The sequence below is a fragment of the Belnapia sp. AC561 genome (assembly GCF_979252845.1).
Genome location: NZ_CEEDBP010000016.1, coordinates 14,986 through 39,000, shown reverse-complemented (window position 1 = coordinate 39,000; position 24,015 = coordinate 14,986). Strand labels below are relative to the sequence as shown.

General features: G+C 70.9%; 25 protein-coding genes. 17 read left to right on the top strand and 8 right to left on the bottom strand.

The window, feature by feature from the left end; all coding sequences use genetic code 11:
• Position 1 precedes the first annotated feature (1 nt).
• Positions 2–781, bottom strand: coding sequence for a septum site-determining protein MinC (minC, locus tag AC0IW9_RS14790; RefSeq protein WP_471649034.1), 780 nt, complete (start codon positions 779–781; stop codon positions 2–4).
• 192 nt (positions 782–973) lie between these two features.
• Between minC and AC0IW9_RS14785 the strand changes: the two genes are divergently transcribed.
• The 10 genes from AC0IW9_RS14785 (at position 974) to hpxZ (ending at position 10,770) form a co-directional block, all read left to right on the top strand.
• Positions 974–1,876: an ABC transporter substrate-binding protein gene (locus AC0IW9_RS14785; protein WP_471649033.1), complete on the top strand. Its 903-nt coding sequence runs from the start codon at positions 974–976 to the stop codon at positions 1,874–1,876.
• Positions 1,873–2,322, top strand: coding sequence for an acyl-CoA thioesterase (locus AC0IW9_RS14780; RefSeq protein WP_471649032.1), 450 nt, complete (start codon positions 1,873–1,875; stop codon positions 2,320–2,322). Before AC0IW9_RS14785 ends, AC0IW9_RS14780 begins: the two co-directional genes overlap by 4 nt.
• Positions 2,323–2,330: 8 nt before the next feature.
• Entirely contained in the window at positions 2,331–4,115 is a 1,785-nt protein-coding gene (locus AC0IW9_RS14775; protein WP_471649031.1) for a heavy metal translocating P-type ATPase, read from the top strand.
• A gap of 22 nt (positions 4,116–4,137) precedes the next feature.
• Positions 4,138–5,115 carry a D-2-hydroxyacid dehydrogenase family protein gene (locus AC0IW9_RS14770; protein WP_471649030.1) on the top strand — a complete coding sequence of 326 codons (978 nt, stop codon included), beginning with the start codon at positions 4,138–4,140 and terminating at the stop codon, positions 5,113–5,115.
• Between the two features lie 121 nt (positions 5,116–5,236).
• Positions 5,237–6,184, top strand: a complete 948-nt coding sequence (locus AC0IW9_RS14765) for an ABC transporter substrate-binding protein (protein ID WP_471649029.1) — start codon at positions 5,237–5,239, stop codon at positions 6,182–6,184.
• Positions 6,181–6,981 (top strand): ABC transporter permease, encoded by an 801-nt coding sequence (locus AC0IW9_RS14760; protein WP_471649028.1) that lies wholly within the window; start codon positions 6,181–6,183, stop codon positions 6,979–6,981. The genes AC0IW9_RS14765 and AC0IW9_RS14760 overlap by 4 nt, the downstream gene beginning before the upstream one ends.
• Complete coding sequence (locus AC0IW9_RS14755) at positions 6,974–7,732, top strand: ABC transporter ATP-binding protein (protein ID WP_471649027.1); 759 nt, start codon at positions 6,974–6,976, stop codon at positions 7,730–7,732. The genes AC0IW9_RS14760 and AC0IW9_RS14755 overlap by 8 nt, the downstream gene beginning before the upstream one ends.
• Before the next feature lie 16 nt (positions 7,733–7,748).
• Positions 7,749–8,603: an alpha/beta hydrolase gene (locus tag AC0IW9_RS14750; RefSeq protein ID WP_471649026.1), complete on the top strand. Its 855-nt coding sequence runs from the start codon at positions 7,749–7,751 to the stop codon at positions 8,601–8,603.
• Positions 8,603–10,399: an allophanate hydrolase gene (gene atzF / locus AC0IW9_RS14745; protein ID WP_471649025.1), complete on the top strand. Its 1,797-nt coding sequence runs from the start codon at positions 8,603–8,605 to the stop codon at positions 10,397–10,399. The genes AC0IW9_RS14750 and atzF overlap by 1 nt, the downstream gene beginning before the upstream one ends.
• A complete protein-coding gene (gene hpxZ, locus AC0IW9_RS14740) occupies positions 10,396–10,770 on the top strand; it encodes an oxalurate catabolism protein HpxZ (protein WP_471649024.1) in 375 nt (124 codons plus the stop codon). Before atzF ends, hpxZ begins: the two co-directional genes overlap by 4 nt.
• A 48-nt stretch (positions 10,771–10,818) precedes the next feature.
• On the opposite strand, the gene AC0IW9_RS14735 is transcribed toward hpxZ, so the two are convergent.
• The gene (locus tag AC0IW9_RS14735) at positions 10,819–12,021 is read right to left on the bottom strand and encodes a hydantoinase/carbamoylase family amidase (RefSeq protein WP_471649023.1); all 1,203 of its coding nucleotides are present in this window, start codon (positions 12,019–12,021) and stop codon (positions 10,819–10,821) included.
• A 72-nt stretch (positions 12,022–12,093) separates the two neighbouring features.
• On the opposite strand from AC0IW9_RS14735, the gene AC0IW9_RS14730 reads away from it, so the two are divergent.
• Positions 12,094–12,456, top strand: a complete 363-nt coding sequence (locus AC0IW9_RS14730) for a hypothetical protein (protein WP_471649022.1) — start codon at positions 12,094–12,096, stop codon at positions 12,454–12,456.
• A gap of 79 nt (positions 12,457–12,535) precedes the next feature.
• Here AC0IW9_RS14730 and AC0IW9_RS14725 read toward each other — a convergent pair whose 3' ends face one another.
• The gene (locus AC0IW9_RS14725; RefSeq protein WP_471649021.1) at positions 12,536–13,000 is read right to left on the bottom strand and encodes a VOC family protein; all 465 of its coding nucleotides are present in this window, start codon (positions 12,998–13,000) and stop codon (positions 12,536–12,538) included.
• Between the two features lie 150 nt (positions 13,001–13,150).
• On the opposite strand from AC0IW9_RS14725, the gene AC0IW9_RS14720 reads away from it, so the two are divergent.
• The 3 genes from AC0IW9_RS14720 (at position 13,151) to AC0IW9_RS14710 (ending at position 15,624) form a co-directional block, all read left to right on the top strand.
• A complete protein-coding gene (locus AC0IW9_RS14720; RefSeq protein WP_471649020.1) occupies positions 13,151–14,140 on the top strand; it encodes an LLM class flavin-dependent oxidoreductase in 990 nt (329 codons plus the stop codon).
• A complete protein-coding gene (locus tag AC0IW9_RS14715) occupies positions 14,137–14,688 on the top strand; it encodes a carboxymuconolactone decarboxylase family protein (RefSeq protein WP_471649019.1) in 552 nt (183 codons plus the stop codon). The genes AC0IW9_RS14720 and AC0IW9_RS14715 overlap by 4 nt, the downstream gene beginning before the upstream one ends.
• Positions 14,689–15,114: 426 nt before the next feature.
• Positions 15,115–15,624 (top strand): MarR family winged helix-turn-helix transcriptional regulator, encoded by a 510-nt coding sequence (locus tag AC0IW9_RS14710; protein WP_471649018.1) that lies wholly within the window; start codon positions 15,115–15,117, stop codon positions 15,622–15,624.
• Between the two features lie 33 nt (positions 15,625–15,657).
• Here AC0IW9_RS14710 and AC0IW9_RS14705 read toward each other — a convergent pair whose 3' ends face one another.
• Genes AC0IW9_RS14705 through AC0IW9_RS14690 form a run of 4 tightly spaced genes read right to left on the bottom strand, consistent with a single transcriptional unit; the run spans position 15,658 to position 19,785 of the window.
• Positions 15,658–16,446 carry a cyclase family protein gene (locus AC0IW9_RS14705; protein WP_471649017.1) on the bottom strand — a complete coding sequence of 263 codons (789 nt, stop codon included), beginning with the start codon at positions 16,444–16,446 and terminating at the stop codon, positions 15,658–15,660.
• A gap of 44 nt (positions 16,447–16,490) precedes the next feature.
• A complete protein-coding gene (gene fahA / locus AC0IW9_RS14700) occupies positions 16,491–17,819 on the bottom strand; it encodes a fumarylacetoacetase (RefSeq protein ID WP_471649016.1) in 1,329 nt (442 codons plus the stop codon).
• 46 nt (positions 17,820–17,865) lie between these two features.
• Positions 17,866–18,951, bottom strand: coding sequence for an LLM class flavin-dependent oxidoreductase (locus tag AC0IW9_RS14695; RefSeq protein ID WP_471649015.1), 1,086 nt, complete (start codon positions 18,949–18,951; stop codon positions 17,866–17,868).
• 48 nt (positions 18,952–18,999) lie between these two features.
• Positions 19,000–19,785, bottom strand: a complete 786-nt coding sequence (locus AC0IW9_RS14690; protein WP_471649014.1) for an SDR family NAD(P)-dependent oxidoreductase — start codon at positions 19,783–19,785, stop codon at positions 19,000–19,002.
• 117 nt (positions 19,786–19,902) lie between these two features.
• On the opposite strand from AC0IW9_RS14690, the gene AC0IW9_RS14685 reads away from it, so the two are divergent.
• Genes AC0IW9_RS14685 through AC0IW9_RS14675 form a run of 3 tightly spaced genes read left to right on the top strand, consistent with a single transcriptional unit; the run spans position 19,903 to position 22,645 of the window.
• Positions 19,903–20,883 (top strand): Bug family tripartite tricarboxylate transporter substrate binding protein, encoded by a 981-nt coding sequence (locus AC0IW9_RS14685; RefSeq protein WP_471649013.1) that lies wholly within the window; start codon positions 19,903–19,905, stop codon positions 20,881–20,883.
• Positions 20,884–20,922: 39 nt separating this feature from the next.
• A complete protein-coding gene (locus AC0IW9_RS14680; RefSeq protein WP_471649012.1) occupies positions 20,923–21,246 on the top strand; it encodes a 2Fe-2S iron-sulfur cluster-binding protein in 324 nt (107 codons plus the stop codon).
• 7 nt (positions 21,247–21,253) lie between these two features.
• Entirely contained in the window at positions 21,254–22,645 is a 1,392-nt protein-coding gene (locus tag AC0IW9_RS14675; protein WP_471649011.1) for an MmgE/PrpD family protein, read from the top strand.
• Between the two features lie 5 nt (positions 22,646–22,650).
• On the opposite strand, the gene AC0IW9_RS14670 is transcribed toward AC0IW9_RS14675, so the two are convergent.
• Positions 22,651–23,973, bottom strand: a complete 1,323-nt coding sequence (locus AC0IW9_RS14670; RefSeq protein WP_471649010.1) for a GDSL-type esterase/lipase family protein — start codon at positions 23,971–23,973, stop codon at positions 22,651–22,653.
• Positions 23,974–24,015 lie beyond the last annotated feature (42 nt).

The following is a 24,015-nucleotide window of genomic DNA, read 5'->3' as shown; positions in this document are numbered from 1 at the left end:
GTTACGAGCCGAGCGGCGCGAACCGCATTTCCTCACCCTCGAGCCGCACCTGCGTGGGCTTGCCGATGGGCGCGCTGCCGAGACCCTCGCGCACCGCGTAGAAACCGGCGATGGCGACGAGTTCCGGATCGAAATTCAAGGCGAAGATCCGCGCGGTGGCGTCGTCCGAGGCGCCGGCCACCGCGCGGCCCCGCAGCGCACCATAGACGTGGATATTGCCGTCGGCGATGACCTCGGCGCCCGGATTGACCGTCGCGGTGATGATGAGGTCGGCGTCCTGGGCATAGATCCGCTGGCCGGACCGCACCGGGTCGGTCACCAGCATGGCGGCGCGGCCGGAGCCGAGGAAATCGGCGGCCGGCGCCGCGGGCGGTGCAGCCGTCTCGGCCGCGGCCGTGGATGGCGATGCCGCGGGGGCCTCCATCGGCACGGCGGCATCCGCCTCCGCATCCTTGCCGCCGACCGGCCGCAGCGGCGGCAGGCCGGCGTGCTGCGCTGCCTGGCGCATTGCCTGGCTGCCGCCGGAGGTGCCGATGGGCACGATCTCCAGCGCATGCAGCCCGGCGATCAGCCCGCGGAAATCGACTTCCTCCGGCGCGGCCTCGAGATCGGCGAGGCCGATGACGATGGGGGCGAAGCGCAGGAAGCCGGGCGCGCGGCGGAACTGGTCGCCCAGCGCAGGCAGCACCGCATCCGGCCGCGGGTCCAGCAGGCGCAGGACGAGCAGGTTGAAATTGCCGGCGCGGAGGCGGAATGCTTCTGGAAGCGTCTGGCTGCTCAAGGCGCTCTCGGACCTGCCGCGACGGGCAAAGGGGTTGCGGGACCGGGCAGCTTGGTATGCAACCCATGAGAGGTCTATAGCCGCCACGCGTCCCAGGGCGAAGCCCGAATGCGGCCCCAAGTGCGGATCGCGGCACGGATTGGCTTCAGGCGTGGCCCGGCCATAATGGCGGCGCATACAAAGGAGGGCGCCATGCGTCCGATGACCCTGCTCGAGCCCTTCCGCGCGCTGTTCTACGCCCCCTTCTACCTGGCCGAGGCGCGCGGCAGCTTCGCCCGGCAGGGGATCGACCTGCGCATGGTCACCGCCGGCACAACCGACCGCGCCGCCGAGATGCTGCTGGCCGGCGAGGCCGACCTCGCCTGGTCCGGCCCGATGCGGCCGCTGCTGCTCCGGAGCAAGGACCCGGGCTGCACGCTGCGCTCCTTTTGCGCCGTGGTGATGCGCGATCCCTTCCTGCTGCTCGGCCCGCAGCCGCGGCCGGGCTTCATGCTGCAGGACCTGGCGGGGATGACGCTTGGCCTCGTCTCCGAGGTGCCGACGCCGGCCTGGTGCCTGCAGGGCGATTTCGCCCGGGCCGGTATCGACCGCAGGGCGATCCGCACCGTCACGGACAGGACCATGGCCGAGAATGCCACGGATGTGGCTGCCGGCACCCTCGACGTGGCGCAGATGTTCGAGCCCTTTGCCTGCCGCGTCGAGGATGCCGGCGGCGCCGTCTGGCATGCCCAGGCGAACCGCGGCCTGACCGCCTATACGAGCTTCTATGCGACCGAGGCCGGCATCGCAGCGAAGCGGCCGGAGCTGATGGCGATGATCCGCGCCATGGCGGAGTCGCTGGCCTTCATCCGCAGCGCCCCGGCCGAGGAGATCGCCGAGCTCATCGCGCCGCGCTTCGTCGATGTGCCGCCGGCGCATCGGGTACGGGCCATCGCCCGCTATCAGGGGTTGAATTTGTGGGATACCGGCCCCGCCTTTCCGCGCGAAGCCTTCGAGACGCTGGGCGCCGCCATGCTCGCCTCCGGCGCCATCGGCCATGTGCCGCCCTTCGAGCTTTGCGTGGACCAGGGCATCGTCACGGAAGCGCTGTCATGAATGCCCGCGCCCCGATCGGCACCCGGGCCGACTACCGCTGGTTCACCGAAGTCCCGACGCGCTGGATGGACAACGACGTCTATGGCCATGTGAACAACGTCACCTACTACAGCTGGATCGATACCGCGGTGGCGCAATTCCTGGTCGGGAACGGCGTCCTCGACCTCGCCACCAGCACCGAGGTCGGGCTGGTGGTGGAAACCCAGTGCCGCTACTTCGCGCCCATCGCCTGGCCGGACCGCGTCACCTGCGGCGTCCGTTGCGGCCGGCTCGGCGGCGCCTCCATCCGCTACGAGATCGGCATCTTCCGCAACGACGAGGATGCCGCCAGCGCCGAGGCGCATTTCATCCATGTCTACGTCGCGCGCGCCGAGCAGACCCGCAGCGTGCCGCTGCCGGCCAGGCTGCGGGATGCGGCGACGCGGCTGCTGCTGCCGTTGGGGTGATCCGGCCAGTGACCGGCCAGGCGCTGCGCCGAACCGCCTTGGTGCTCGCCGCCTGCGGCCTGGCGGCGGGGCTTGCCGGCGCCAGGCCCGCCTTGCTGCTCGGCACCCTGCCCGTGCTCGGCATCCTGATCCGGGACATCGTGCAGGGCCTGCGCCGGGGCGATGCGGGGCTGGATCTGCTCGCGGCGCTGTCGATGCTCGGGGCGCTGCTGCTGGACGAAAACCTTGCGGCTGCGGTGATCGCGCTCATGGTCGCCGGCGGTGCCTTCCTCGAGGATTTCGCCCGCGCCCGCGCCACACGGGAGATGACCGCGCTGCTGGCCCGCCAACCCCGCCACGCCGCCCGGCATGGCGCCTCGGGGTTGGAAGAGGTGCCGATCGATGCAATCCGTCCCGGCGACCGCATCCTGGTGCGCCAGGGTGAGGTGGTCCCCGTCGATGGCTGCCTCGCCTCGGCCGCGGCGGTGGTCGATGCCTCGGCCCTGACCGGCGAGTCCGTGCCGCTGCGGCTGACACGCGATGCCGCCATCCTCTCCGGCACCACCAATGCCGGGGAGGCCTTCGACCTGCAGGCCATGAAGCCGGCCGCCGAGAGCACCTATGCCGGCATCATCCGGCTGGTGGAGCAGGCGCAATCCAGCAAGGCGCCGATGGCCCGGCTGGCCGATCGCTGGGCGCTCGGCTTCCTCGCCGTCACGGCGGCGATCGCGCTGCTGGCCTGGCTGGTGTCCGAGGATCCGCGCCGGGTGCTGGCCGTGCTGGTGGTCGCGACCCCCTGCCCGCTCATCCTCGCCGTGCCGGTGGCGATCATCGCCGGGCTGTCGCGTTGCGCCGCGGTCGGCGTGCTGGTCAAGAACGGCGCGGCGCTGGAGCTGCTCGGGCGGGTCCGGGTGCTCGTCCTGGACAAGACGGGGACACTGACCGAGGGCCGTGCCCGCCTGGCCGAGACGCTGGTGCTGCCGGGCTTCGATCCGGCCGAGGTGCTGCGGCTGGCCGCCTCACTCGATCAGGCCTCGGCGCATGTGCTGGCGGTGGGGCTGGTCGCGGCGGCGCGGGAGGCCGGACTCGTGCTGGCGACACCGGATGCCGTGCGCGAGGTGGCAGGCGCCGGCATCGCCGGCAGGGTCGAGGGCCGCGCCGTGGCACTTGGCGGGCCGGATTTCGTCGGCGCCTTTCCGGCGCTGCCGGATGGCCAGGCCCCCGGGGCGGCGCGCGTGCTGGTGGCGCTGGATGGCATCCCCGCCGGTGTCCTGGTCTTCGCCGATCCGGTCCGGACGGATGCGCCGGCCATGCTCGCCGCGGCACGGGCGGCCGGCATCCACCGGGTGGTGCTGCTCTCGGGCGACCGGCTGACGATCGCCGAGGCGATCGGCCGCAGCGTCGGCGTCGATGCCGTGCTCGCCGATCGCTCCCCGGTCGAGAAGGTCGCGGCCGTGCTGCGGGAGAAGCCCGGGGGCCCGGTGCTGATGCTGGGCGATGGGGTGAACGACGCGCCGGCGCTGGCGGCGGCGGATATCGGCGTCGCCATGGGCGCCCGCGGCACCGTCGCCAGCGCCGAGGCCGCCGATGCGGTCGTGCTGGTGGACCGGATCGACCGGCTGGCCGCAGCGATGCGCATCGCCCGCCGGGCACGGGGCATCGCGCTGCAAAGCATCGGCTTCGGCATCGGGCTTTCGGTGCTCGGGATGCTGACGGCGGCGGCAGGACAGTTGACACCGGTGCAGGGCGCGGTGTTGCAGGAGGTGATCGATGTCGCGGTCATCCTGAATGCCCTGCGGGTGCTGCGCGGGTAGAATCCCACATGGAGGAACGAACATGCCGAAGCTGACGCGTCTGGCGATTCTCGACGACTACCAGGGCGTCGCCCTGACCCGCGGCCCCTGGGACCGGCTGCCGCAGGACCTCACCATCGAGGTCTTCCGCAACACCCTGACCGATATCGATGCCCTGGCCAGCCGGCTGGCCGCCTTCGACGCCATCCTGATGATGCGCGAGCGCACCGCCTTCCTGCAGCCGCTGCTCTCCCGCCTGCCGAAGCTCAAGCTGCTGATCACCACCGGGGCGCGGAACCGCAGCATCGACCTGGCGACGGCGACCGCCCAGGGCATCACCGTCTGCGGCACGCCGGGCTTCGGCAATCCGACGGTCGACCTGACCTGGGGGCTCATCCTCTCGCTGATGCGGCGCATCCCGGAGCAGCAGGCCTCGCTGCGGGCCGGCGGCTGGCAGCTCGCGCCGGGCGGCAGCGTCGGCGATACGCTGGAAGGCAAGACCCTCGGCATGGTCGGCCTGGGCAACCTCGGCACCCGCGTCGCCAAGGTCGGCGCCGCCTTCGGCATGAAGGTGATCGGCTGGAGCCAGAACCTGACCGCCGAGAAGGCACAGGCGGCCGGTGCCACCGCCGTCGACAAGGCGACCCTGATGGCCGAGGCCGATGTCATCAGCCTGCACCTCGTGCTCTCCGACCGCTCGCGCGGGATCATCGGCGCCGAGGATCTGGCGCGGATGAAGAAGACCGCCTTTATCGTGAATACCAGCCGCGGCCCGCTGATCGACCAGCCCTCCCTCATCGCCGCGCTGAAGGAGGGCCGCATTGCCGGTGCCGGCCTTGACGTCTTCGATGCCGAGCCGCTGCCGCCCGGCCATCCGATCCTCGCGGCGCCGAATACCGTGCTGACCCCGCACCTCGGCTACGTGACGGAGGAGAACTACCGGCAGTATTTCCTCGGTGCGGTCGAGGCGGTGGAAGGCTACCTGGCCGGGACCCCGGTACGGCAATTGCGCGGGGACTGATCGCCGCCTGCATGTTTCGCGGGCAGACCGGGAATTCGGCATGATCTGCCGCCTCGGCCTGCTCGCGGCATGAGCGTTGCATGCAAGTTAGCCAAAACTCCATCCGATGAGGATCCGGACCATGGCCCTTGCCCGCCGCGCCCTGCTGGGCGCCAGCGCTGTCGTGCTCGCTGCCCCCGCCGTCCATGCCCAGGGCGTGGTGGTGAAGATGGGCGCGCTGCGCCTCATCCATTCCATCGCCCCTTTCCTCTATGAACGCTTCCAGCCAGCCGCGGTGAAGATCGAGGTCATCCCCTTCGAGAGCCCGACCGAGGGCAAGAATGCGGTGGTGACCAAGTCGGTCGATTTTGCCGCCTTCGGCATCGCCGCCGGCATCCTCGGCGCCGCGGCGCGGGAGCCGGTGACGGTCGTCGGCTCCTGCTGCGACCGCGGCATGGCGGTCGTCTCCCGCAAGGATGGGCCGATCGCCACGCTTGCCGACCTCCGCGGCAGAAAGGTCGGCATCTGGCCCGGCTCGACCCAGGAGGTCTTCATCCTCGAGCGGCTGCGGATGGAGGGCATGACCATCCGCGACATCCAGAACATCCGCGTTTCCTTCAGCGAGATGGCCATCGCCCTGGCCCGCGGCGACATCGATGCCTATGTCGGCGCCGAGCCCGGCCCCGGCGTCTCCATCGCCTCCGGCATCGGCAAGATCGTTGAGTATCCCTATTCGACGCCGATGGGCTCGCTGAACATGATCTTCGCCACCCATCCGGACACCATCGCGCAGAAGCCCGACCTCGTGCGCAGCATGCTGAAGGTGCATCGCCAGGCGAGCGAGTTCGGCATGGCCAACCGCGACGTCACCATCGAGACCGCGGTCGCCCGGCTCGGCATGAAGCGCGACGCGCTGGAGGTCAGCCTGCCGAACGTCGAGCTGAACTGGCAGATGACACCGGAGATGGTGACGCGGGCGAAGACCTATGCCGAGCACATGCTCAGCCTGAAGCAGATCCGCGCCCTGCCGGACTTCGGGACGTTCTTCAACGCAAGCTTCTCGGACGAGCTGGCCAAGGCCGCGGCATGAGCATGACGGCAGGGCGCGGCACCTCGCCGCGCCAGGCGCTGCTGGCCGTCGCCGCGCCGGTCCTGGGGCTCATCGCCTGGCACCTCGGCACCGCCGGGCCGGGCTATCACCTCATCCCGCCGCCCTGGGACGTGGCGGTGCAGTGGTGGGACCTCGCCTTCGGCGGCATCTGGGACGACCTCTACTCGGCGACGCTGTTCGAGCATGCCGCAGCCAGCCTTGGCCGGGTCTATGGCGGCTTCGCCCTGGCGGCACTGGTGGCGCTGCCGCTCGGCATGCTGATCGGCCGCATCGCCGTGGTGCGCGACCTGCTCGACCCGTCGCTGCAGATCCTGCGGCCGATCCCCGTCACCGCCTGGCTGCCGCTGGCGATGATCGTCTTCGGCATCGGCCCGCGCTCGGCCTTCTTCCTGGTCTTCCTCGGCGCCTTCTACCCGATTTTGCTCAACACCATCTTCGGCGTCCGCAGCGTTGAGGGAAGGCTGTTCGAGGCCGCGGCCATGCTCGGCGTCTCGCCCCAGGCGGTGTTCTGGAAGGTGGTGCTGCCGGCCTCGCTCCCCTCGATGTTCACCGGCCTACGGCTCGGCCTTGGCTTCGCCTGGGTGGTGATCGTGGTCGGCGAGATGACCGGGGTGCAGACCGGGCTCGGCGCCATCATCATGGAGGCGCGCCAGCTCTCCCGCACCGAGATCGTCATCAGCGGCATGGTCACCATCGGCGTGCTCGGCTTCCTCTCCGACCAGGCGGTGCAGATGGTCGGGCGCCGGCTGCTGCGCTGGAGCCCGCAGCATGGCTGAGCTGCCCATTCTCGACATTCGGCACGTCGACAAGCATTTCGCCTTCGGTGCGCAGACGATCACCGCCCTGTCCGATGCCAGCTTGCAGGTGGCGAAGGGCGAGTTCATCTGCTTGATCGGTCCCTCCGGCTGCGGCAAGTCCACCCTGCTGCGGATGATCGCCGGCTTCGAGAGCGTCACCAGGGGCGCCCTGCTGATGTGGGGCAAGCCGGTGCAGAAGCCGGGGCCGGATCGCGGCATGGTCTTCCAGGACTATGGGCTGTTCCCCTGGCTCAGCGTCACCCAGAACATCGCCTTCGGCCCCATCGCCCGCGGCCGCCCCAAATCCGAGGCCGCCGCCACCGCGCGCCGCTTCGTCGAGATGGTCGGCCTGACCCGCTTCGCCGAGGCCTATCCGCACCAGCTCTCAGGCGGCATGAAGCAGCGCGTCGCCATCGCCCGGGTGCTCGCCAACGACGCCGAGGTGGTGCTGATGGACGAACCCTTCGGCGCGCTGGATGCGATGACGCGGGAACGCCTGCAGGAGGAATTGCTGGAAATCTGGGCCAAGGCGAAGCTCAGCGTCATCTTCGTGACCCATGCGATCGAGGAGGCGATCATCCTCGCCGACCGCGTGGTGGTGATGTCGCCCGGTCCCGGCCGGATCATCGCCGATGAACGGATCGCCCTGCCGCGCCCGCGTGATCCGACGGGGGTGGAATTCAACGCCCTTCGCCGGCACCTTTCCGGACTGCTCGGCAGCCTGCACTGACCATGGAACCCGCCCGATGACCTACCAGCCCCTGCCCGGCTTCTGGGCGGCCGCCAGCTTCGCCGAACGGAGCGCGGCCTATGACAACAGCAAGGCCGTGGCCGATAGCCCGGCGCTGATCGCCGCCCGCAACGCGGAAGCCGCGCCCTTCCGCGCGGCGCGGCCGGAGCATATCGATATTCCTTACCAAACGGGGGACTATGGCGCCGGCCAACGCAACGCCTGGGACATCTTCCCGGCGAAGGACCCCGCCGCCCCCTGCCTGGTCTTCATCCACGGCGGCTACTGGCAGCGCAACCGGCGCGAGGACTTTTGTTCGTTCATGGCCGGCGCCCTGGAACGCGGCTGGTCGGCGGCGCTACCCGGCTACACCCTCACCCCGGATGCCACGCTGACGCAGATCACCGGGGAGATCACCGCGGCGCTCGACTGGCTGCAGGCGCATGGCGCCGAGCATGGCATCGCCGGCAGGGTGGTCATCTCCGGCTGGTCGGCCGGCGGGCATCTGGTCGGCATGGCGATGCCGCATCCGCTCGTCACCGCCGGCCTCGCCATCTCCGGCATCTTCGAACTGGCGCCGATCCGCGACACCGACCTGGATGAGAAGCTGCACCTGACCGAGGCGGAGATCGCCGCCCTCTCGCCGATGCGGCTGCCCGTCGTGAACAAGCCCATGGCCATCGCCTATGGCAGCCGCGAGCTGCCCGAGCTGCGCCGCCAGTCGCGCGACTTCCATGCGCGGCGGGCGGAGGCGCATGCGCCGGGGCCCCTCATCCCCGTCGTCGGCGCCGATCATTTCCGCATCCTGGAGGCGCTGAAGGCCCCGCGCGGCGAGTTGCTGCGCGCCTGCGAAGACCTGCTGAAGCATTGATGATGACGCTCCCCATCGCCTTCACCCTGGATGCGCTCGCCGGCTTTTATGCCGCGGGCGGCTCGCCGCTGGATTTGGCGGAAGCGGCATTGGCCCGCATCGCTGCCTGGGCCGATCCGGCGCTGTTCATCGCCGCGGTCCCGCCCGAGGCGGTGCGGGCCCGCGCCGCCGCCCTGGCGGCGGAAGGCCCGCGTGGCCGGGCGCTCTACGGCGTGCCTTTCGTGGTGAAGGACAATATCGACGTCGCCGGCCTGCCCACCACCGCAGCCTGTCCCGGCTATGCCTATCACCCCGGGGCCGATAGCCCCGCCGTCGCCCGCCTGCTGGCCGCCGGCGCGGTGCTGCTGGGCAAGACCAACCTCGACCAATTCGCCACCGGGCTGAACGGCACCCGCAGCCCCTATGGCACGCCGCGCAACGCGGTGGCGGCCGATTGCATCCCCGGCGGCTCTTCCTCCGGCTCCGCCACCGCGGTCGGGGCGGGGATCGCGGCGTTCTCGCTGGGGACGGATACCGCGGGCTCCGGCCGGGTGCCGGCCATGGCCAACAACATCGTCGGGCTGAAGCCGAGCCTCGGGCTGGTGCCGACCCAGGGGGTCGTGCCGGCCTGCCGCTCGCTCGACTGCGTCTCGGTCTTCGCGCTGACCGTCGCCGATGCGGCGGCGGTGCTGGAGGTGATGGCCGGGCCGGCGCCGGAGGATCGCTATTCCCGCGCGGCACCCGCCGGCTGGCGCGCGACCCCGGCCGGCCAGCCTGCCTGGCGGCTGGCGGTGCCGCTGGCCGCGCAGCGGGTCTTCGACACCGCGGACGACGCGGCGCTGTTCGAGGCGGCCGTGGCCCGCGCCGTGGCGCTCGGCGGCCAGGCGACGCAGGTCGATATCGAACCCTTCCTGGCCATTGCCCAGCGGCTCTACGAGGGCGCCTGGGTGGCGGAGCGCACGGCGGCGCTGCGGGACATGCTGGTCAATCGGCCCGAAGCCCTCCATCCGGTCACCCGCGGCATCCTGGCCGCCGGCCTGCTCAAGCTGACGATCGACGCCTGGGACGATTTCCATGCGGCCGCCGAGGCCCGCCGCCTGGCCCGGGTCCTGTTCGCCACCACCGATGTCCTGCTGCTGCCGACCGCCCCCGGCCTGCCCACCCTGGCCGATCTCATGGCGGAGCCCGTGGCGGGCAATTCCCGGCTCGGCACCTATACGAATTTCGTTAATATCTGCGATCTCGCGGCGCTGGCGGTGCCCTCCGGCATGCGCGCCGATGGCCGCCCGGCCAGCGTCACCCTGGTCGGCCCGGCCTTCGACGAGGCGCGGCTGGCCGGGCTCGGCGCCGCGCTGCATGCGGCGGCCGGCGTCGGGCTCGGCGCCCTGGGCGGGACGGTGCCGCCGCCCCCCGCCCCGCCTGCCCTGGCCGCCGGCGAGCTGCCGCTGCTGGCGATCGGTGCCCATATGTCCGGCCTGCCGCTGAACCCGCAGATGCTGCGCCATGGCGGGCGTTTTGTGGCGGAGGCTGCGACGGTGCCGGAGTACCGTCTGCACGACCTCGGCGGCCGGCCGGGTCTGGTCAGGGTGGGTGAAGGCGGCGTGGCGGTGGCAGGCGAAATCTGGGCCTTTCCCGCTGCCGCCATCGGCCCCTTCCTCGCGGAGATCCCGCCGCCGCTTGGCTTCGGCCGGGTGCGGCTGGCGGATGGCTCGGCCCCGCTTGGATTCCTCTGCGAGACGGCGGGGGCGGAGGGCACGCCGGATATCTCGGCGACCGGCGGCTGGCGGGCCTATCTGACAATGAAGGACAGCAGATGATGGATGTCGATATCCCCGAGATCCTGGCCGAGATGCGGGCCAATTTCGCCGAATACGAGCGGGCGCTGATCGGCAACGACGTCGAGGTGCTGCAGGCGCTATTCCGCCGGGACCCGCGCACCCTGCGCTACGGGCCCGCGGAGAACCTGCTGGGCTGGGACGCCATCGCCGCCTTCCGCGCGGGGCGATCCCCGGTCGGGCTGGACCGCACGCTGGAGAATACCGTCATCACCACCTATGGCCGCGACTTCGCCACCGCCAATACCGAATTCCTCCGCGGCGGCCGGCGCGGTCGGCAGAGCCAGACCTGGGTGCGGTTTCCGGACGACGGCTGGCGCATCGTCGCCGCGCATGTGAGCCTGATGCCGTAGCATGCAGGTCCCCGGGTCAAGCCCGGGGATGAACACAGGGGCGGAGCGTCAGCCCTTCAGATAGGCCTCCGCCGCATCCGCCAGCACCTGGCAGCACAGCGCCAGATCCTCCTCCTTGGTATCCTCCGCCCAATGATGACTGATGCCTTTGATGGAGGGGGTGAAGATCATCGAGACCGGCATGACCCGGGCAATGTACTGCGCATCATGCCCCGCCCCGCTCGGCATCCGCTGCCAGCGGCCGGGCGCATGCTGCTCGGCCGCCGCATCCAGCGCCGCCATGGTCGCCGCATCGCAGGGCGCCGGCAGCGACTTGCTGACATTGGTCAGGGTCGCGGTGCAGCGCTCGCGCCGGTTGCTTTCCTGCACGCAGGCGCGGAGGCAGGCCTCCATCCGCTCCAGCACCGGCAGGGAGATGTCGCGGAACTGGAACAGGATATCCGCCCTGCCCGGGATTATGCTGGGCGCTCCCGGCTCGACCACGATGCGGCCGGCGGTCCAGGTGCTGCGGTCGCCGCAGACCTTGGGGAACTCGGCATCGATCATCGCCAGCAGCCGCACCGCGGCGAGGCCCGCGTCGCGGCGCTCCGCCATGGTGGTGCCGCCGGCGTGGTCCTGCGTGCCCTCGATGGTGATGCGCCATTGCCAGATGGCGACGATGCCGGTGACGACGCCGACCTGCAGCCCGGCATTCTCGAGCTGCGTGCCCTGCTCGATGTGCATCTCGAAGAAGGCCTTGTGCCGCCCCGGCTCGAGTTGCATCCGCGGCTTGCCGGCAAGGCCCGCGGCCGCCAGGGCGTCGCGCAGCGGCGTGCCGTCGTTGCGGCTGCGGCTGCGGTCGATCTCCTCCTCCGACAAGATGCCGATGAGCGACTTGCTGCCGAGGAAGCCGCCCTCGAAATGCCCCTCCTCGTCGGCGAAGGCGGCGACATCCACCGGCAGCCCGGCCCGGGCCAGCGCCACCGCCGCCATCACACCGAGCGCGCCGTCCAGCCAGCCCGCCTGGTTCTGGCTCTCGATATGGCTGCCCGCAAGCAGATGCGGTCCAGGGCCCCTGTGGCGGCCATAGACATTGCCGATGCCATCGATGCTCGCCTCGAGACCGATTTCCTCCAGCCGGGCCACCAGCCAGCGACGGCTTTCCATGTCCTGCGGCGAATAAGTCGGGCGATGCACCCCCGTTTTGTACTGGCCGATCTTGCGCAGATCGTTCAGGTCCTTGAGGAAGCGTTCGGCATCGATCTTCGGCATGGGACAACCTTTGCTGCAGTGCACAGTCTGCTACGGCAGTATGTGCCTTGCTAGACCCGGGCGACCCTGGAGTTGCCGCCTCTGCCGAAGCGTCGCGCCTTGCCTGCTGCCGGATTGCTGCCACCGGCGGCGCAGGCGCAGGGAGGGGCACCGAACTGGTCGCCCGCCGGGCCGGTGCGCGTGGTGGCGCCCTTCCCGCCTGATGACGGACCTGCTGCCCGCCGCGCCGACTGGACCCACGGCAACCTACCCGACGTGCTGCCCGCGGTGGTCAGGGCCGCGGGGGTGACGGCGGACCAAGCCAGCACGAAGGCGCGGATCAGGACCGCGGCCCGCTCCGGCCGCAGGCTGTCCAGGGTGCCGACGAAGACCCCGCGGTTGAGCCAGCCGTCAGGCCCCTCCGGCGCGGTGATCTCGATGACCGAGACCGCGTAGCGCGGCGCATCCTAGAGCGTGACGCGGTTGCGGATGGTCAGCACCGCGCCATCCCCGGTCCGCATCACGGGTGGCTCCCTCAGCGCGGCAGGTCGCTGGCCATCAGCTGCGGCGTGACGCCGGCCGCTTCGGCTTCGGACCCGGCGAAGTTCAGCTCCACCTTCACGCCATTGGGATCGAAGAGGAAAAGCTGGAACAGCCCCTGCGCAGCCACCCGGCGGGACTGGAAAGGCACCCCCTGCGCCTGCAGGCGGGTCAGGATCTCTGCCAACCCGGTCGTATGGAACGCGATATGGTCCAGCACGCCGGTGCCCCGCTCCGCCTGGCTCTGCTGCGCCAGATAGGCCTGGCGATTGGCCGAGACGCCGGCACCGCCCTCGGTGACATGCACCACATCCTCCTCGCCGCAATAAAGCCAAGCGACGGGGAAGCCGAAGTCGGGATGCGGACCGGACCGCAGGCCCAGCACCTCCTCCCACCAGCGCACCGTGCCGGCGAGGTCGGTGGTCTGGATCAGGACATGCTGCAGATGGTGCAACGGCATGGATGGCCTCCCTCGGCTTTGCCGCAGCATAGCCCGGCCGCGGCCGATGATTGCGGACAGATCAGCACTGGCTCTCGGCTTATTCCGGTCTTTTTATCCGCTGGCGCCGGGTGCATCCTGGGGGGAACGCCAGTCGGGGGAATGCCGCGGATGCGCTTCGGTCTGTTCGGAGGCGCGCGCACCAAGCGCGCGGTGGGTCTGGCGGATAGCCAAGGCTACAGCAGCTTCATCGAGTATATTCAGGAAGCCGAGCGGCTAAATTTCCAGAGCCTCTTCATGGTGGAGCACCACTTCACCGGCCAGGGCCAGGTCTCCGCCTCCCTGACCCTGCTCGCCTATCTTGCCGCGAAGACCTCCCGCATCCGCCTCGGCACCGCCGTCGTGGTGCTGCCCTGGCACAATCCGGTGCTGGTCGCGGAACAGGCGGCGACCCTCGACCTGCTCTCCAACGGCCGTTTCGACTTCGGCGTCGGCAAGGGCTACCGGGTGGCGGAGTTCGACGGTTTCTGCATCCCGCCCGAGGAAGCCACGGAGCGCTTCGACGAGGCGATCGAGGTCATCCGAAAGGCCTGGACCAGCGAGGAGCGCTTCAGCCACCACGGCAAGCGCTGGCACTACGACAACGTGGTGGTGGAACCCGCCCCCATCCAGCAGCCGCACCCGCCGCTCTGGCTGGCCGCCGGCAGCACCGAAAGCATCCGGCGCGCCGCGCGGGACGGGTTCAACCTGCTGCTCGACCAGCTTGCCTCGGTCGAGCAGATCATCGAGCGCGTGGCGATCTTCCGCGCCGAATGCGAACGCGTCGGCCGCGCCTACGACGGCCGGATGGTCGCCGTCGCCCGCGCCCTGCAGATGATCCATACCGAGGAGGAGCGGGCCGCGGCCTACGAGACCCGCAAGCGCGTTGTCGGCGTGATCGGCGACCTGCACAAGGGCCGGAAGGCCGCCAGCATCGAGGAGGACGACGCCGCGCTGCTCGGCACCCCGGCCGAGATCATCGCCCGCATCCGCCGGCTCGAGGCCGGCGGCGTCGAGACCATCCTGCTGGTCGATCCCAATGCCAGCATCGCCAACCTGCGCGCCTTCGCCGCCGAGGTGATGCCGTCCTTCCGGTCCCTCCAGGCGGTCGCCGCCGAATGAGCCGCCTGCCGAAGCTGAGCCGCGAGGCGCTGGAACCCGCCGCGCAGGCGGTCTGGGACCGCATCGCCTCCGGCGCCCGGGGCGGCGTCGGTGGCCCCTTCACCGCGCTCATCCTCAGCCCCGAGCTGTGCAGCCGGGTCGAGCAACTGGGCGTCTTCATCCGCTACGAATGCAGCGTGCCGATGCGGCTGCGGGAACTGGCGATCCTCTGCGTCGGCCAGCATTGGCAGGCGGATTACGAATGGTTCGCCCATGCGCCGATCGCCGCGCAGCAGGGCGTGCCGGATGCCGTCATCGCCGCCGTCGGGGCCGGCGCCGAGCGCATTCCCTTCGACGCCCCGGCCGATGCCACCATCGTCGGCTTCGTCCGTGCCCTGCTGCGGACCGGACGCGTTCCCGCTGCCGAATACGCCGCCGCCCAGGCGCTGCTGGGCGACAAGGGCACGGTCGAGCTGACCGGCCTGGTCGGCTACTACAGCCTGCTGGCGATGCAGCTGAACACCTTCGAGGTGGCGCCGCCGCCGACCGTGCCGATCCCCTGGCGCTGACGCCGCACGGCGTCCTGGTAATCAGCAGCAGGAAGTCGATGTAGCTACGCAGCTTGGCCGGCAGGTGCCGCTGCGGCGGGTCGAGCACGGCGACGGAATTGCCCTCCGGCATTCAGTACCGCAGCACCGGCCGCAAGGCGCCCTGGCCGATGCCGGCGCCGGCGACGGCCGCCTCCCGCAGCGCATCGCCAAGGCGGTCGAGATAGCCCGGCGCGGCGAAGGTGAGAAGAAGCGGGGCAGTTGCGGCACCAGGGTCATTCGTCTGAAGGAAATCGGCACCACCGCCCGCACGCGGGAGGCGGCACTGCCGGCCCGCGGCGAATTTGTCCGAAGCCCCCTCCCAGCCCAGGGTCGCATCCGGCCAAAGGAACCATCGCCTGGCGGCAAATACTGGACGGTTCGTCGCGCTTCCCGTAATTTGCGCCGGTGGAAACCCAGGAACCCGAGGCCCAAGCCTCGCATGGGCTGCCGGCACTGGTCGGGCTGGAGGATGCCGCAGCGGTCCTGCCGGCGGAGATCGCCCCGGCGCTGCTCGCCATCATGCTCACCACCAATCGCCTGATGATGCTGGAAGCCCTGCATGCGGTGCCGGAGGCTCGGCTGACTCCGCCGCAGTTCCGCATCCTCAACTTCCTGCTGGTGAATCCGGGAGCCTCCGTCTCCGAGGTGGCGGCGCATCTCGGCGTGCGGCTGCCGACCGCCTCCGTCATGCTGGTGAAGCTCGGGACCGATGGCTACATCGACCGCAGCCGCGACCCGGTCTCCCGCCGCCGGGTGCAGCTTACGCTGACGGCGCATGGGCGGACAACCATCGGTGTGGTCCGGCAGGCTGTCTTCGGCCGGATCGACCGGGCGCGGCAGCAGCTATCCGACCCCGACCAGCAGGCCATCTGCCAGGCATTGCCGGCACTGCGCCGCCTGCTGCTGCGGGCCTGACACCGATGCGGACCCATCGGGCCGCTGGTTGGATCAGTCGTCGATGATCGCGACGGCGCGGGTCCAACCGGCGGAGCCGCGATGGACCTTCACCGGGAAACAGACCACCTGGAAGCCATCGGCCGGCAGGGCTTCCAGGTTGTGCAGCTTCTCCAGGTGGGAATAGCCGATCTCCCGCCCCGCCCGGTGGCCTTCCCAAATCAGCCCGGCATCGCCGCCCTGCTCGATCTTCCGCTTGGTGTGGCTGAAGGGCGCGTCCCAGGACCAGCCATCGGTACCGACCAGGCGGATGCCGCGCTCCAGCAGCCAGAGCGTCGCCGCGCGGCCCATGCCGCAGCCGGTATCGATGTAGTCGTCCTCGCCGTAGCGGGACCCGGCGCGGGTATTGACCACGACGATCTCGAGCGGCTTCAGGGTATGGCCGATGCGTTGCAACTCAGCCTCCACATCGGCTGGCTGCACCACATAGCCATCCTCGAAGTGGCGGAAGTCCAGCTTCACGCCGGGGTTGTGGCACCATTCGAGCGGCACCTCGTCGATCCGCCAGGAGGCCTCGCCGCCGGGGACCAGGCGTTCGTTCATGCGGGAGAAGTAGTGGTAGGGTGCGTCGAGATGGGTGCCGTTGTGGGTGCTGATGTCCACCCGCTCCACCGCGGCGTATTCCCCGTTGGGCAAGGCTTCGACGGGCACGTCCATATAGGCCGCCATCTTCGGTGCCGACTGGTGGTGATCGGTGTATTCGATCTTCGGCTCCATCCCCGGCGGATCGGATTTGATGCCCGCCTTGAGGGCGACGGAGATATCGATGAAACGCCGGGCCATTCAGCCTTCTCCCTGATGCTGGTTCTGTAAACCGCGTTGGCGGGTCAGACGGGCCAGGCAAGCGCCGGGTCGATCCGCCCGCGGCACTCGCCGAAGCCGATCCCGACATGCCCACGCCGATGCGCCCGGCCGCGGAAGATCACCTCGTCGCCATCCTGCAGCCAGACGCGCGTCTCGCCATTCGGCAGGGTGATCGGGTCGCGGCCGCGGGTCATCTCCGCCATGCAGGCGCGGCTCTCGTCGGTGGGGCCGGAGGCGGTGCCGCTGGCGATCAGGTCGCCGGGCCGCAGGTTGCAGCCGTTGCTGGCGTGATGCGTCAGCATCTGCCCGAGCGTCCAGTACATGTGCTGGAAGTTGGTCAGGGTGATGCGGGCCGGCTCATCCTCCTCCGCCGCCATCCGCGGCGTCAGCAAATAGGCCTCGAGGTCGATGTCGAAGCCGCCGAGCCGCTGGTCGTAGTCATGCGCCAGATGCGGCAGCGGTGCCGGGTCGCCGGCCGGCCGCGTCATGGCCGGGGCGCGGAAGGGCGCCAGGGCCTCGGCGGTGACGACCCAGGGGGAGATGCTGGTCGAGAGGCTCTTCGACAGGAAGGGGCCGAGCGGCGTGCTCTCCCAGCGCTGGATGTCCCGCGCCGACCAGTCGTTCACCAGGCAGAAGCCCCAGATATGCTCGGGCGCCGCGCGCAGCGGGATCGGCTCGCCCAGCATGTTGCCGGGGCCGACGAAGACGCCGAGCTCCAGCTCGAAATCCTGGCCCTCGCAGGGGCCGAAGGCGACGGTTCCATCGGCCCGCTGGCGCTGGCCGTTCGGGCGGCGCACCGCCTCGCCGCTGACGCGGACCGAGCTGGCGCGGCTGTTGTAGGCGATCGGCAGGTACTGGAAGTTCGGCGGCAGCGCCGGCTCCTCGCCGCGGGCGCGGCGGCCGCGCTCGGTGTGGTAGCTGCTGGTGAAGAAATCGGTGAAGGCGCCGATCGCGGCCGGCAGCCGCATTTCCACATCCTCCATCGGCACCAGGATGCGCTGCGCCATGGCGGCGAAGCGCGCCGCATCCGGATGGTCGGCGCGGAGGATGTCCGAGATCCGGGCGCGCAGGGCGGAGGCCGCGCCGTTGCCCATGGCCATCAGCCGGTTCAGCGAGGGCTCGGCCGCGGCGCGGGCCGCCTCGGCGGGGATGCCCGCAAACAGCCCGGCCTCCACCGCGGTCGCCATGTCGAGGATGGCATCGCCGATCGCGACCCCGCCGCGCGGCGCCTCGCCCGGCCAGCAGAAGACGCCATGCGGCAGGTTCTGGATGGGGAAGTCGCAATCCGGCTCATTCGCCGATTCGAGCCAGCTCTGCCGGTCCGGATCATGCGTCGCGTTCAAATCGGCCATGGGCCGTGTCTCCCCGTCAGTGGCGCGCAACCTAGCCCGGCCGTGCTCAGGCGGCCAGCATGCGGCCCGGGTTGCGCTCGGCCAGCAGCGGCCGGACCCAACGGGCGAAGCGCATCGCCTCCTCGTCGTGCAGGTAGCCCGAGAGGCAGAAGGACCGGCAGCCGAGGTCGATGAACGCCTGCAGGGTGGCGGCGCATTGCCGCGGATCGCCGACCACCACGATGCCCGCCCCCGGCCGCACCCGGGTGATGCCGGTCCAAAGGTGCGGCGCGATCAGCTCGCCATTCTCCCGCGCCAGCTGCTGCACCCGCTGGTTGGCGACGGAGGCGGCGTAATGGGTGCGGATGAAGCGGGTCTGCGCCTCGGTCACGTCGCGCACCAGCTCATGCGCGGCGTCCCAGGCCTCGGCCTCGGTCTCCCGGCAGCAGATCTGCAGCCGCATGCCGAAGCCGATCGCCTCGGCCCGGCCGTGGCGGGCCGCCAGGCCGCGGATGGCGGCGATATTCTCGCCGATGCGGGCCGGGGTATCGCCCCAGAACAGGTGGATATCCGAATGCTCCGCCGAAAGCGCCCAGGCCTCGGCCGAGCCGCCGCCGAGGTAGAAGGGCGGATGCGGCTGCTGCAGCGGCTGCGGCGAGATCCGCGCGCCCTTCAGGGTATGGAAGCGCCCGGCGAAGTCGACCGGCCCACGCGCGGTCCAGAGCGCCTTCATGATGGCGACATCCTCGGCCATCAGCGCGTAGCGGTCCTCCTTCGCCAGGGTGATGCCCTCGGCGGTCGCCTCCGCCTCGCTCTGGCCGGCGATGAGGTTGACGGACAGGCGCCCGCCCGAGAGCTGGTCGAAGGTCGCCGCCATTTTTGCCAGTTGCACCGGGCTGACGTAGCCGGGGCGCGCCGCGACCAGCGCCTTGATGCGCTTGGTCTTGGCCACCGCCATGGCGCTGCTGATCCAGGCCTCCCAGCAAGTGGCGGCGACGGGGACGAGGAAATACTCGAAGCCCGCCGCCTCGGCCGCCAGCACCACCCGGTCGAACAGCGCGGCGGAGGGCGGCACGGCGCAGCCGCGGTCGCCGTAGCAGGTGGTGTCGCCCGAGGTGGGCAGGAACCAGCCGAATTCGAGCGGCGTGGACATGGCGGCGCTTCCCCTGGGTTTTGACCCAGGCTAGCGCCGCCAGCGCGGCTAGAACAGCGAGTAGCCGCCGTCGATCACCAGCGTATCGCCGGTATGGAAGGCGCTGGCGCTGCTCATCAGGTAGATCGCCATGCCGCCGAAGTCGCCGCCATTGCCCCAGCGGCGCATCGGCACCCGCGGCAGCACGTTGCCGGCGAATTTCGGGTCGGCGACCGAGCGTGCGGTCATGTCCGTCTCGATCCAGCCGGGCAGGATGGAATGGGCACGGATGCCGTGCCGGGCCAGCTCCACAGCCAGCGCCCGCACCATGGAGACCATGCCGCCCTTCGAGGCGCCGTAATGCTCGTTCCGCGCCGCGCCCTCGATCGCCGCCAGGGACGCGGTACCCACCAGCACGCCGCCCTTGTCCCCGGCATCGGCCCGAGCCTTCATGTGCTGCGCCGCGGCGCGGAAGGTCAGGAAGGCGCCGGTGAGGTTCACCCGCAGCACCCGGTCCCATTGCTCCTTGGTGCGCTCGAGGAAGGGGCTCGACCGGCCACCGGAGATGCCGGCATTGGCGAAGCACCCGTCCACCCGGCCCAGCACCCGCAGGGTCTCGGCAAAGGCCGCCTCGACCTGATCCTCCTCGCCGACGTCGCATTCGAGCGCCAGGATGCGCCGTCCGGTCGCCTCGAGCCTGGCCTTGGCGGCGGCATTCTTCGCCGGGTTGGTGCCCCAGATCGCGACATCGGCGCCGGCCTGGGCCAGCGCCTCGGCCATGCCGAGGCCGATCCCGCCATTGCCGCCGGTGACCAGCGCCACCTTTCCCGTCAGATCGAATGGCGCATAGGCCATGGTGTGGTCCCTCCCCGTCTTGCCCCCATCGTGATGCCGCTGGCGCCCGCCGCTGTCCAGCGCTTGCCGCGGCGCGCCACTCCGCGCAGGCTGGCGGCAAAAGACAGGAGGAATCGAATGCCCACACGCCGTGGAGCGCTGGCCGCGGCCGGCCTGCTGCTGGCTGCCCCCGGGCTGGCCCGGGCCGCCTTCCCGGACCGTCCGGTGCGGCTGGTGGTGCCCTTCGGCGCCGGCGGCAACCTCGATACCCTGGCGCGGCTGGTGGCACCGGGGATGTCCCAACGCCTCGGCGGCCAGCCGGTGGTGGTCGAGAACCGCCCCGGTGCCGGCGGCAACCTCGGCGCCGAGCTCGTCGCCACGGCCGCGCCCGATGGCTATTCGGTGCTGGTCGGATCCAACGGCGGGCTGGTGACCAACCCGATGCTCATGGCCCGCATGCCCTACGACGCCGCGAAGGCCTTCACACCGGTCGGCCTCGGCTTCCGCACGCCCAATGTGCTGGTGGTCAGCCCGAAGCTGCCGGTCGCCACCCTTCAGGAGTTCATCGCCTATGCCAAGGCGCGGCCGGGTCAGGTGACCTGCGCCTCGGCCGGGACCGGCACCACCAACCACCTGCTGATCGAGTTGCTGAATGCGGCGACCGGCATGGGCATGGTGCATGTGCCTTACCGGGCCAGCGGCGCCTCGCTCGCCGACCTGCTGTCCGGGGCGCTGACCGCCTCGATGGACCAGATCACCACCGCGCTGCCGCAGCACCGGGACGGCGCGTTGAAGATCCTCGGCATCGGCCTCGGCCAGCGGGCGCCGCTGCTGCCGGCGGTGCCGACCTTCGCCGAGGTCGGGCTGCAGGATGGCGGGCTGGTCTCCTTCATCGGGCTGCTGGTGCCCGCGGCGACGCCGGAGGAGCCGCGCCAGCGGCTGCAGCAGGCCTTCGCCGGGGCGCTGGCGGACCCGGCGCTCCAGGCCCGGGTCGAGGCCATCGGCAACCTGCTGGCAACACCCGAGGAACGCACGCCGGAGGGCTTCGCGGCGCTGATCGAGCGGGAGCGGGCGCAATCCCGCCGGGCCATCGACCTGGCCGGATTGAAGCCGGAGTAGCCCGCGGGCAGGATGGCGGCCGCTTCAAGGGAGCAGGGAATGCCGTCGATCACCTTCGTGCAGCCGGATGGGACACGCCAGGTGCTGGAGGCCGGCGAGGAACCGACCGTCATGCATGTGGCGATCCGGGCCGACGTGGCCGGGCTGCCCGCCGAATGCGGCGGGCAACTGGCCTGCGCCACCTGCATGGTCGACGTGCCGGAGGAATGGGCCACGCGCATCCCGCCGGCCGGCCCGGACGAGAGCGACATGATCGAGGATACCATCGGCTCCGTCCCCACGGGGCGCCGGCTATGCTGCCAGATCCTGGTGACGCCGGCGCTCGACGGGCTGGTGCTGCGGGTGCCGGCAACGCAAGGCTGAACGACCGATGGATGCTGCCCCGCCGCTCCTGGCGCATGCGACGCGCGACCTCGCGGCCTTCGCCGCCGGCTTGCAGTTCGAGACCATTCCCGCCGCCGTCATCGCCCAGGTGAAGCTTTCCCTGCTCGATGGCATCGGCGTCTGCCTGCATGGCGCGACGCTGCCCTGGACCCGGCATGTCCAGGCCCTGGCCCTCGCCGAGGGCGCGACGCCGGCCGCGACCCTCTGGGGGGCCGGCCAGCGCGGCTCCTGGGCCCAGGCGGCGCTGGTCAATGGCACCGCGGGCCATGCCTTCGAGATGGATGACATCCACAAGGAAAGCATCCTCCACCCGAACTCGCTGACCACGCCCATCGCCCTCGGCTTCGCCGAGATGCGGGGCGGGCTGCCGGGGCGGGATCTGCTGACCGCGATCGTCGCCGGCTACGAGATCGGCACCCGGGTCGGCAATGCCGCGACGATGGCGCTGTTCCTGAACGGCTTCCACCCGCAGGGCACCAGCGGGGCCTTCTGCGCCGCCGCCACGGCCGGGCGGCTGCTCGGCCTCGATGCGCCGCGGCTGCAGCATGCCCTCGGCATCGCCGGCTCCATGGGCGCCGGGCTGATGGCGGCGCAGGAAGGCGCCATGGTGAAGCGCCTGCACGCCGGCCGCGCCGCCGAAAGCGGTGTCCGCGCCGCGTTGCTCGCGGAGCGCGGCTTCACCGGCATCCTCGATGTGCTGGAGGCGCCCTATGGCGGCTTCCTCTCGGCCATCGCCCGCACGCCCGCGGCGACCAAGCTGACCGCCGGCCTCGGCGAGGATTGGGAAGCGGCGAAGACCGGCTTCAAGATGTACCCCTCGGTCACCTCGATCCACAGCGCGCTCGATGCGCTGCGCCACGTCATGGCCGAGGCCGGGCTGGCCGCCGCCGACATCGAGCGGATCGAGGTCGGCGTCGGCCACATGACGCATGTGCATACCGCCTGGTCCTACAAGCCGGCCGGAGTGACGGCGGCGCAGATGAACATCTTCTTCGGCCTGGCGGTGACGGCCCTGCACGGTGCCCCCACGGCCGGCTTCTACCGGGAGGAGTACCTGGCCGACCCCGTCATCCTCGGCTTCATCCCGCGCATCGTGGTGACGGAGGATGCGGGGCTGGAGGCCCTGGGCGCCCCCTTCCGCCATGCCTGCCGCATCGCCGTCCATGCCCGGGACGGCGCCATCCACCGGCATGAGGTGCTGCACCGCCGCGCCAGCCCGGAAAACCCGGTGACGCCGGCCGAGGTGGAGGCCAAGTTCCGCGCCAATGTCGCCGGCCTGCTGAGCGAGGCGCAGGCCAGCGAGGTGGTGGCGATGGTGGCAGGCTTCGAGACGGCGGACAGCGCTCCGCTGACGGCCCTGCTCGCCGGCGTCGGCTGACGCCCCTACCGGAACCCCGGCAGCAACACGCCGAGGTCGATGGCCGTCCCCATCGCCAGGTATCCCGCGCGGTTCGGGTGCAGCCTGTCGCCCTTCCCGCCCGTCGTGCTCTCCGGCACCATTTCCGGCCGCAGCGCCCCCGTCGCCGCATCGCGCGTCGGCGTGTCGAAATCGACCGAAGCGTCGAACACGCCGCTGTCCCGGATGAAGGCGTTCAGCGCCTTGCGCTTGGCATCCTGCTCGGCGAAGCCATGCGCCGCACTGGTGCTGTTCAGCGCCGAGGTCAGGGTTGCGCCCACCACCCGCACCCCGGGCAGCCGCCCGCGCATCCGCCCCACGGCGTCGCGCATCGCCGCCTGCACCGTCTCGGCGCTGGCATTGCCGTTGCGGCTGAAGTCGTTGGTCCCCTCCAGCCAGACCACCGTGGTCACGCCGGACAGGCTCAGCACGTCCCGCTCCAGCCGCATCCCCGCCGAGGGGCCGCCGGGGAAGGGCTTCGCCGGCGAATACTCGGCCGGCCCTGCCACCTGGTTGCCGCCGATCCCGGCATTCACCACCGCCACCCGGTTGCCGTAGCGGGCAAACAACCGCCGCGCCAGCACGTCAGGCCAGCGGTCGTCGCCGTTCATCGTGCTGGCGGTGCCATCAGTGATGCTGTCGCCGAAGGCGACCACCACCGGCGTGCCCGCCGGCGCCATGACATCCAGCGCATCGAGGAAGAACCAGCTCGCGGTGCTGAAGGGGAAGGCCGCCTCGGACTCATCCTCGCCATGCGCGCCGGAGCCGGGCGGCGAGACATAGGAGGTCTGCAGCGACTTGGCGTGCCAAGTCATCGGCCCGCTCTCGCCGACCACATGCAGGCTGACCGCCAGCTTGCGCCCGGCGAGCAGGCCGGATTCGCCGTCCGGCACAAAGGGCAGCGCGACGGCATCGCTCCAGGCCATCTCGCCCGGCGGGATCGTCACGCCAGGCTGGCCGCCGAAGCGCACCGCCTGGTTGGTCCCCGGGGTGATGGCGGCGCCGCCCATCTGCAGGCCGACATGCACGCCATCGAGTACCAGCGGCTGGGTGCCGAGCGCATTGCTGAAGCGCAGCCGGACGCGCTGCCCCCAGAGGCTCGGCCGCAGCACCAGCCGCAGGGTCTGGTCCCGCGCCCCACGCGCCGGATCCGGGAAGGCGAAGCGCTGGTCCGGCTGGGCGGAGGGATTGCCGGTCGGATAGGGTCCCTGCACCGAGGCGGCCCAGCTGGTGGCCCAGCGCATCGCCGGTTGCGCCGCGGCCGGCATGGCGAGCGTCATGGCGAGCAGCAATCCGGCGAAGGCGCGCATCGGGTTTCCTCCTGGGTCCTTGCGGCCAGGATGCGGCCCGCT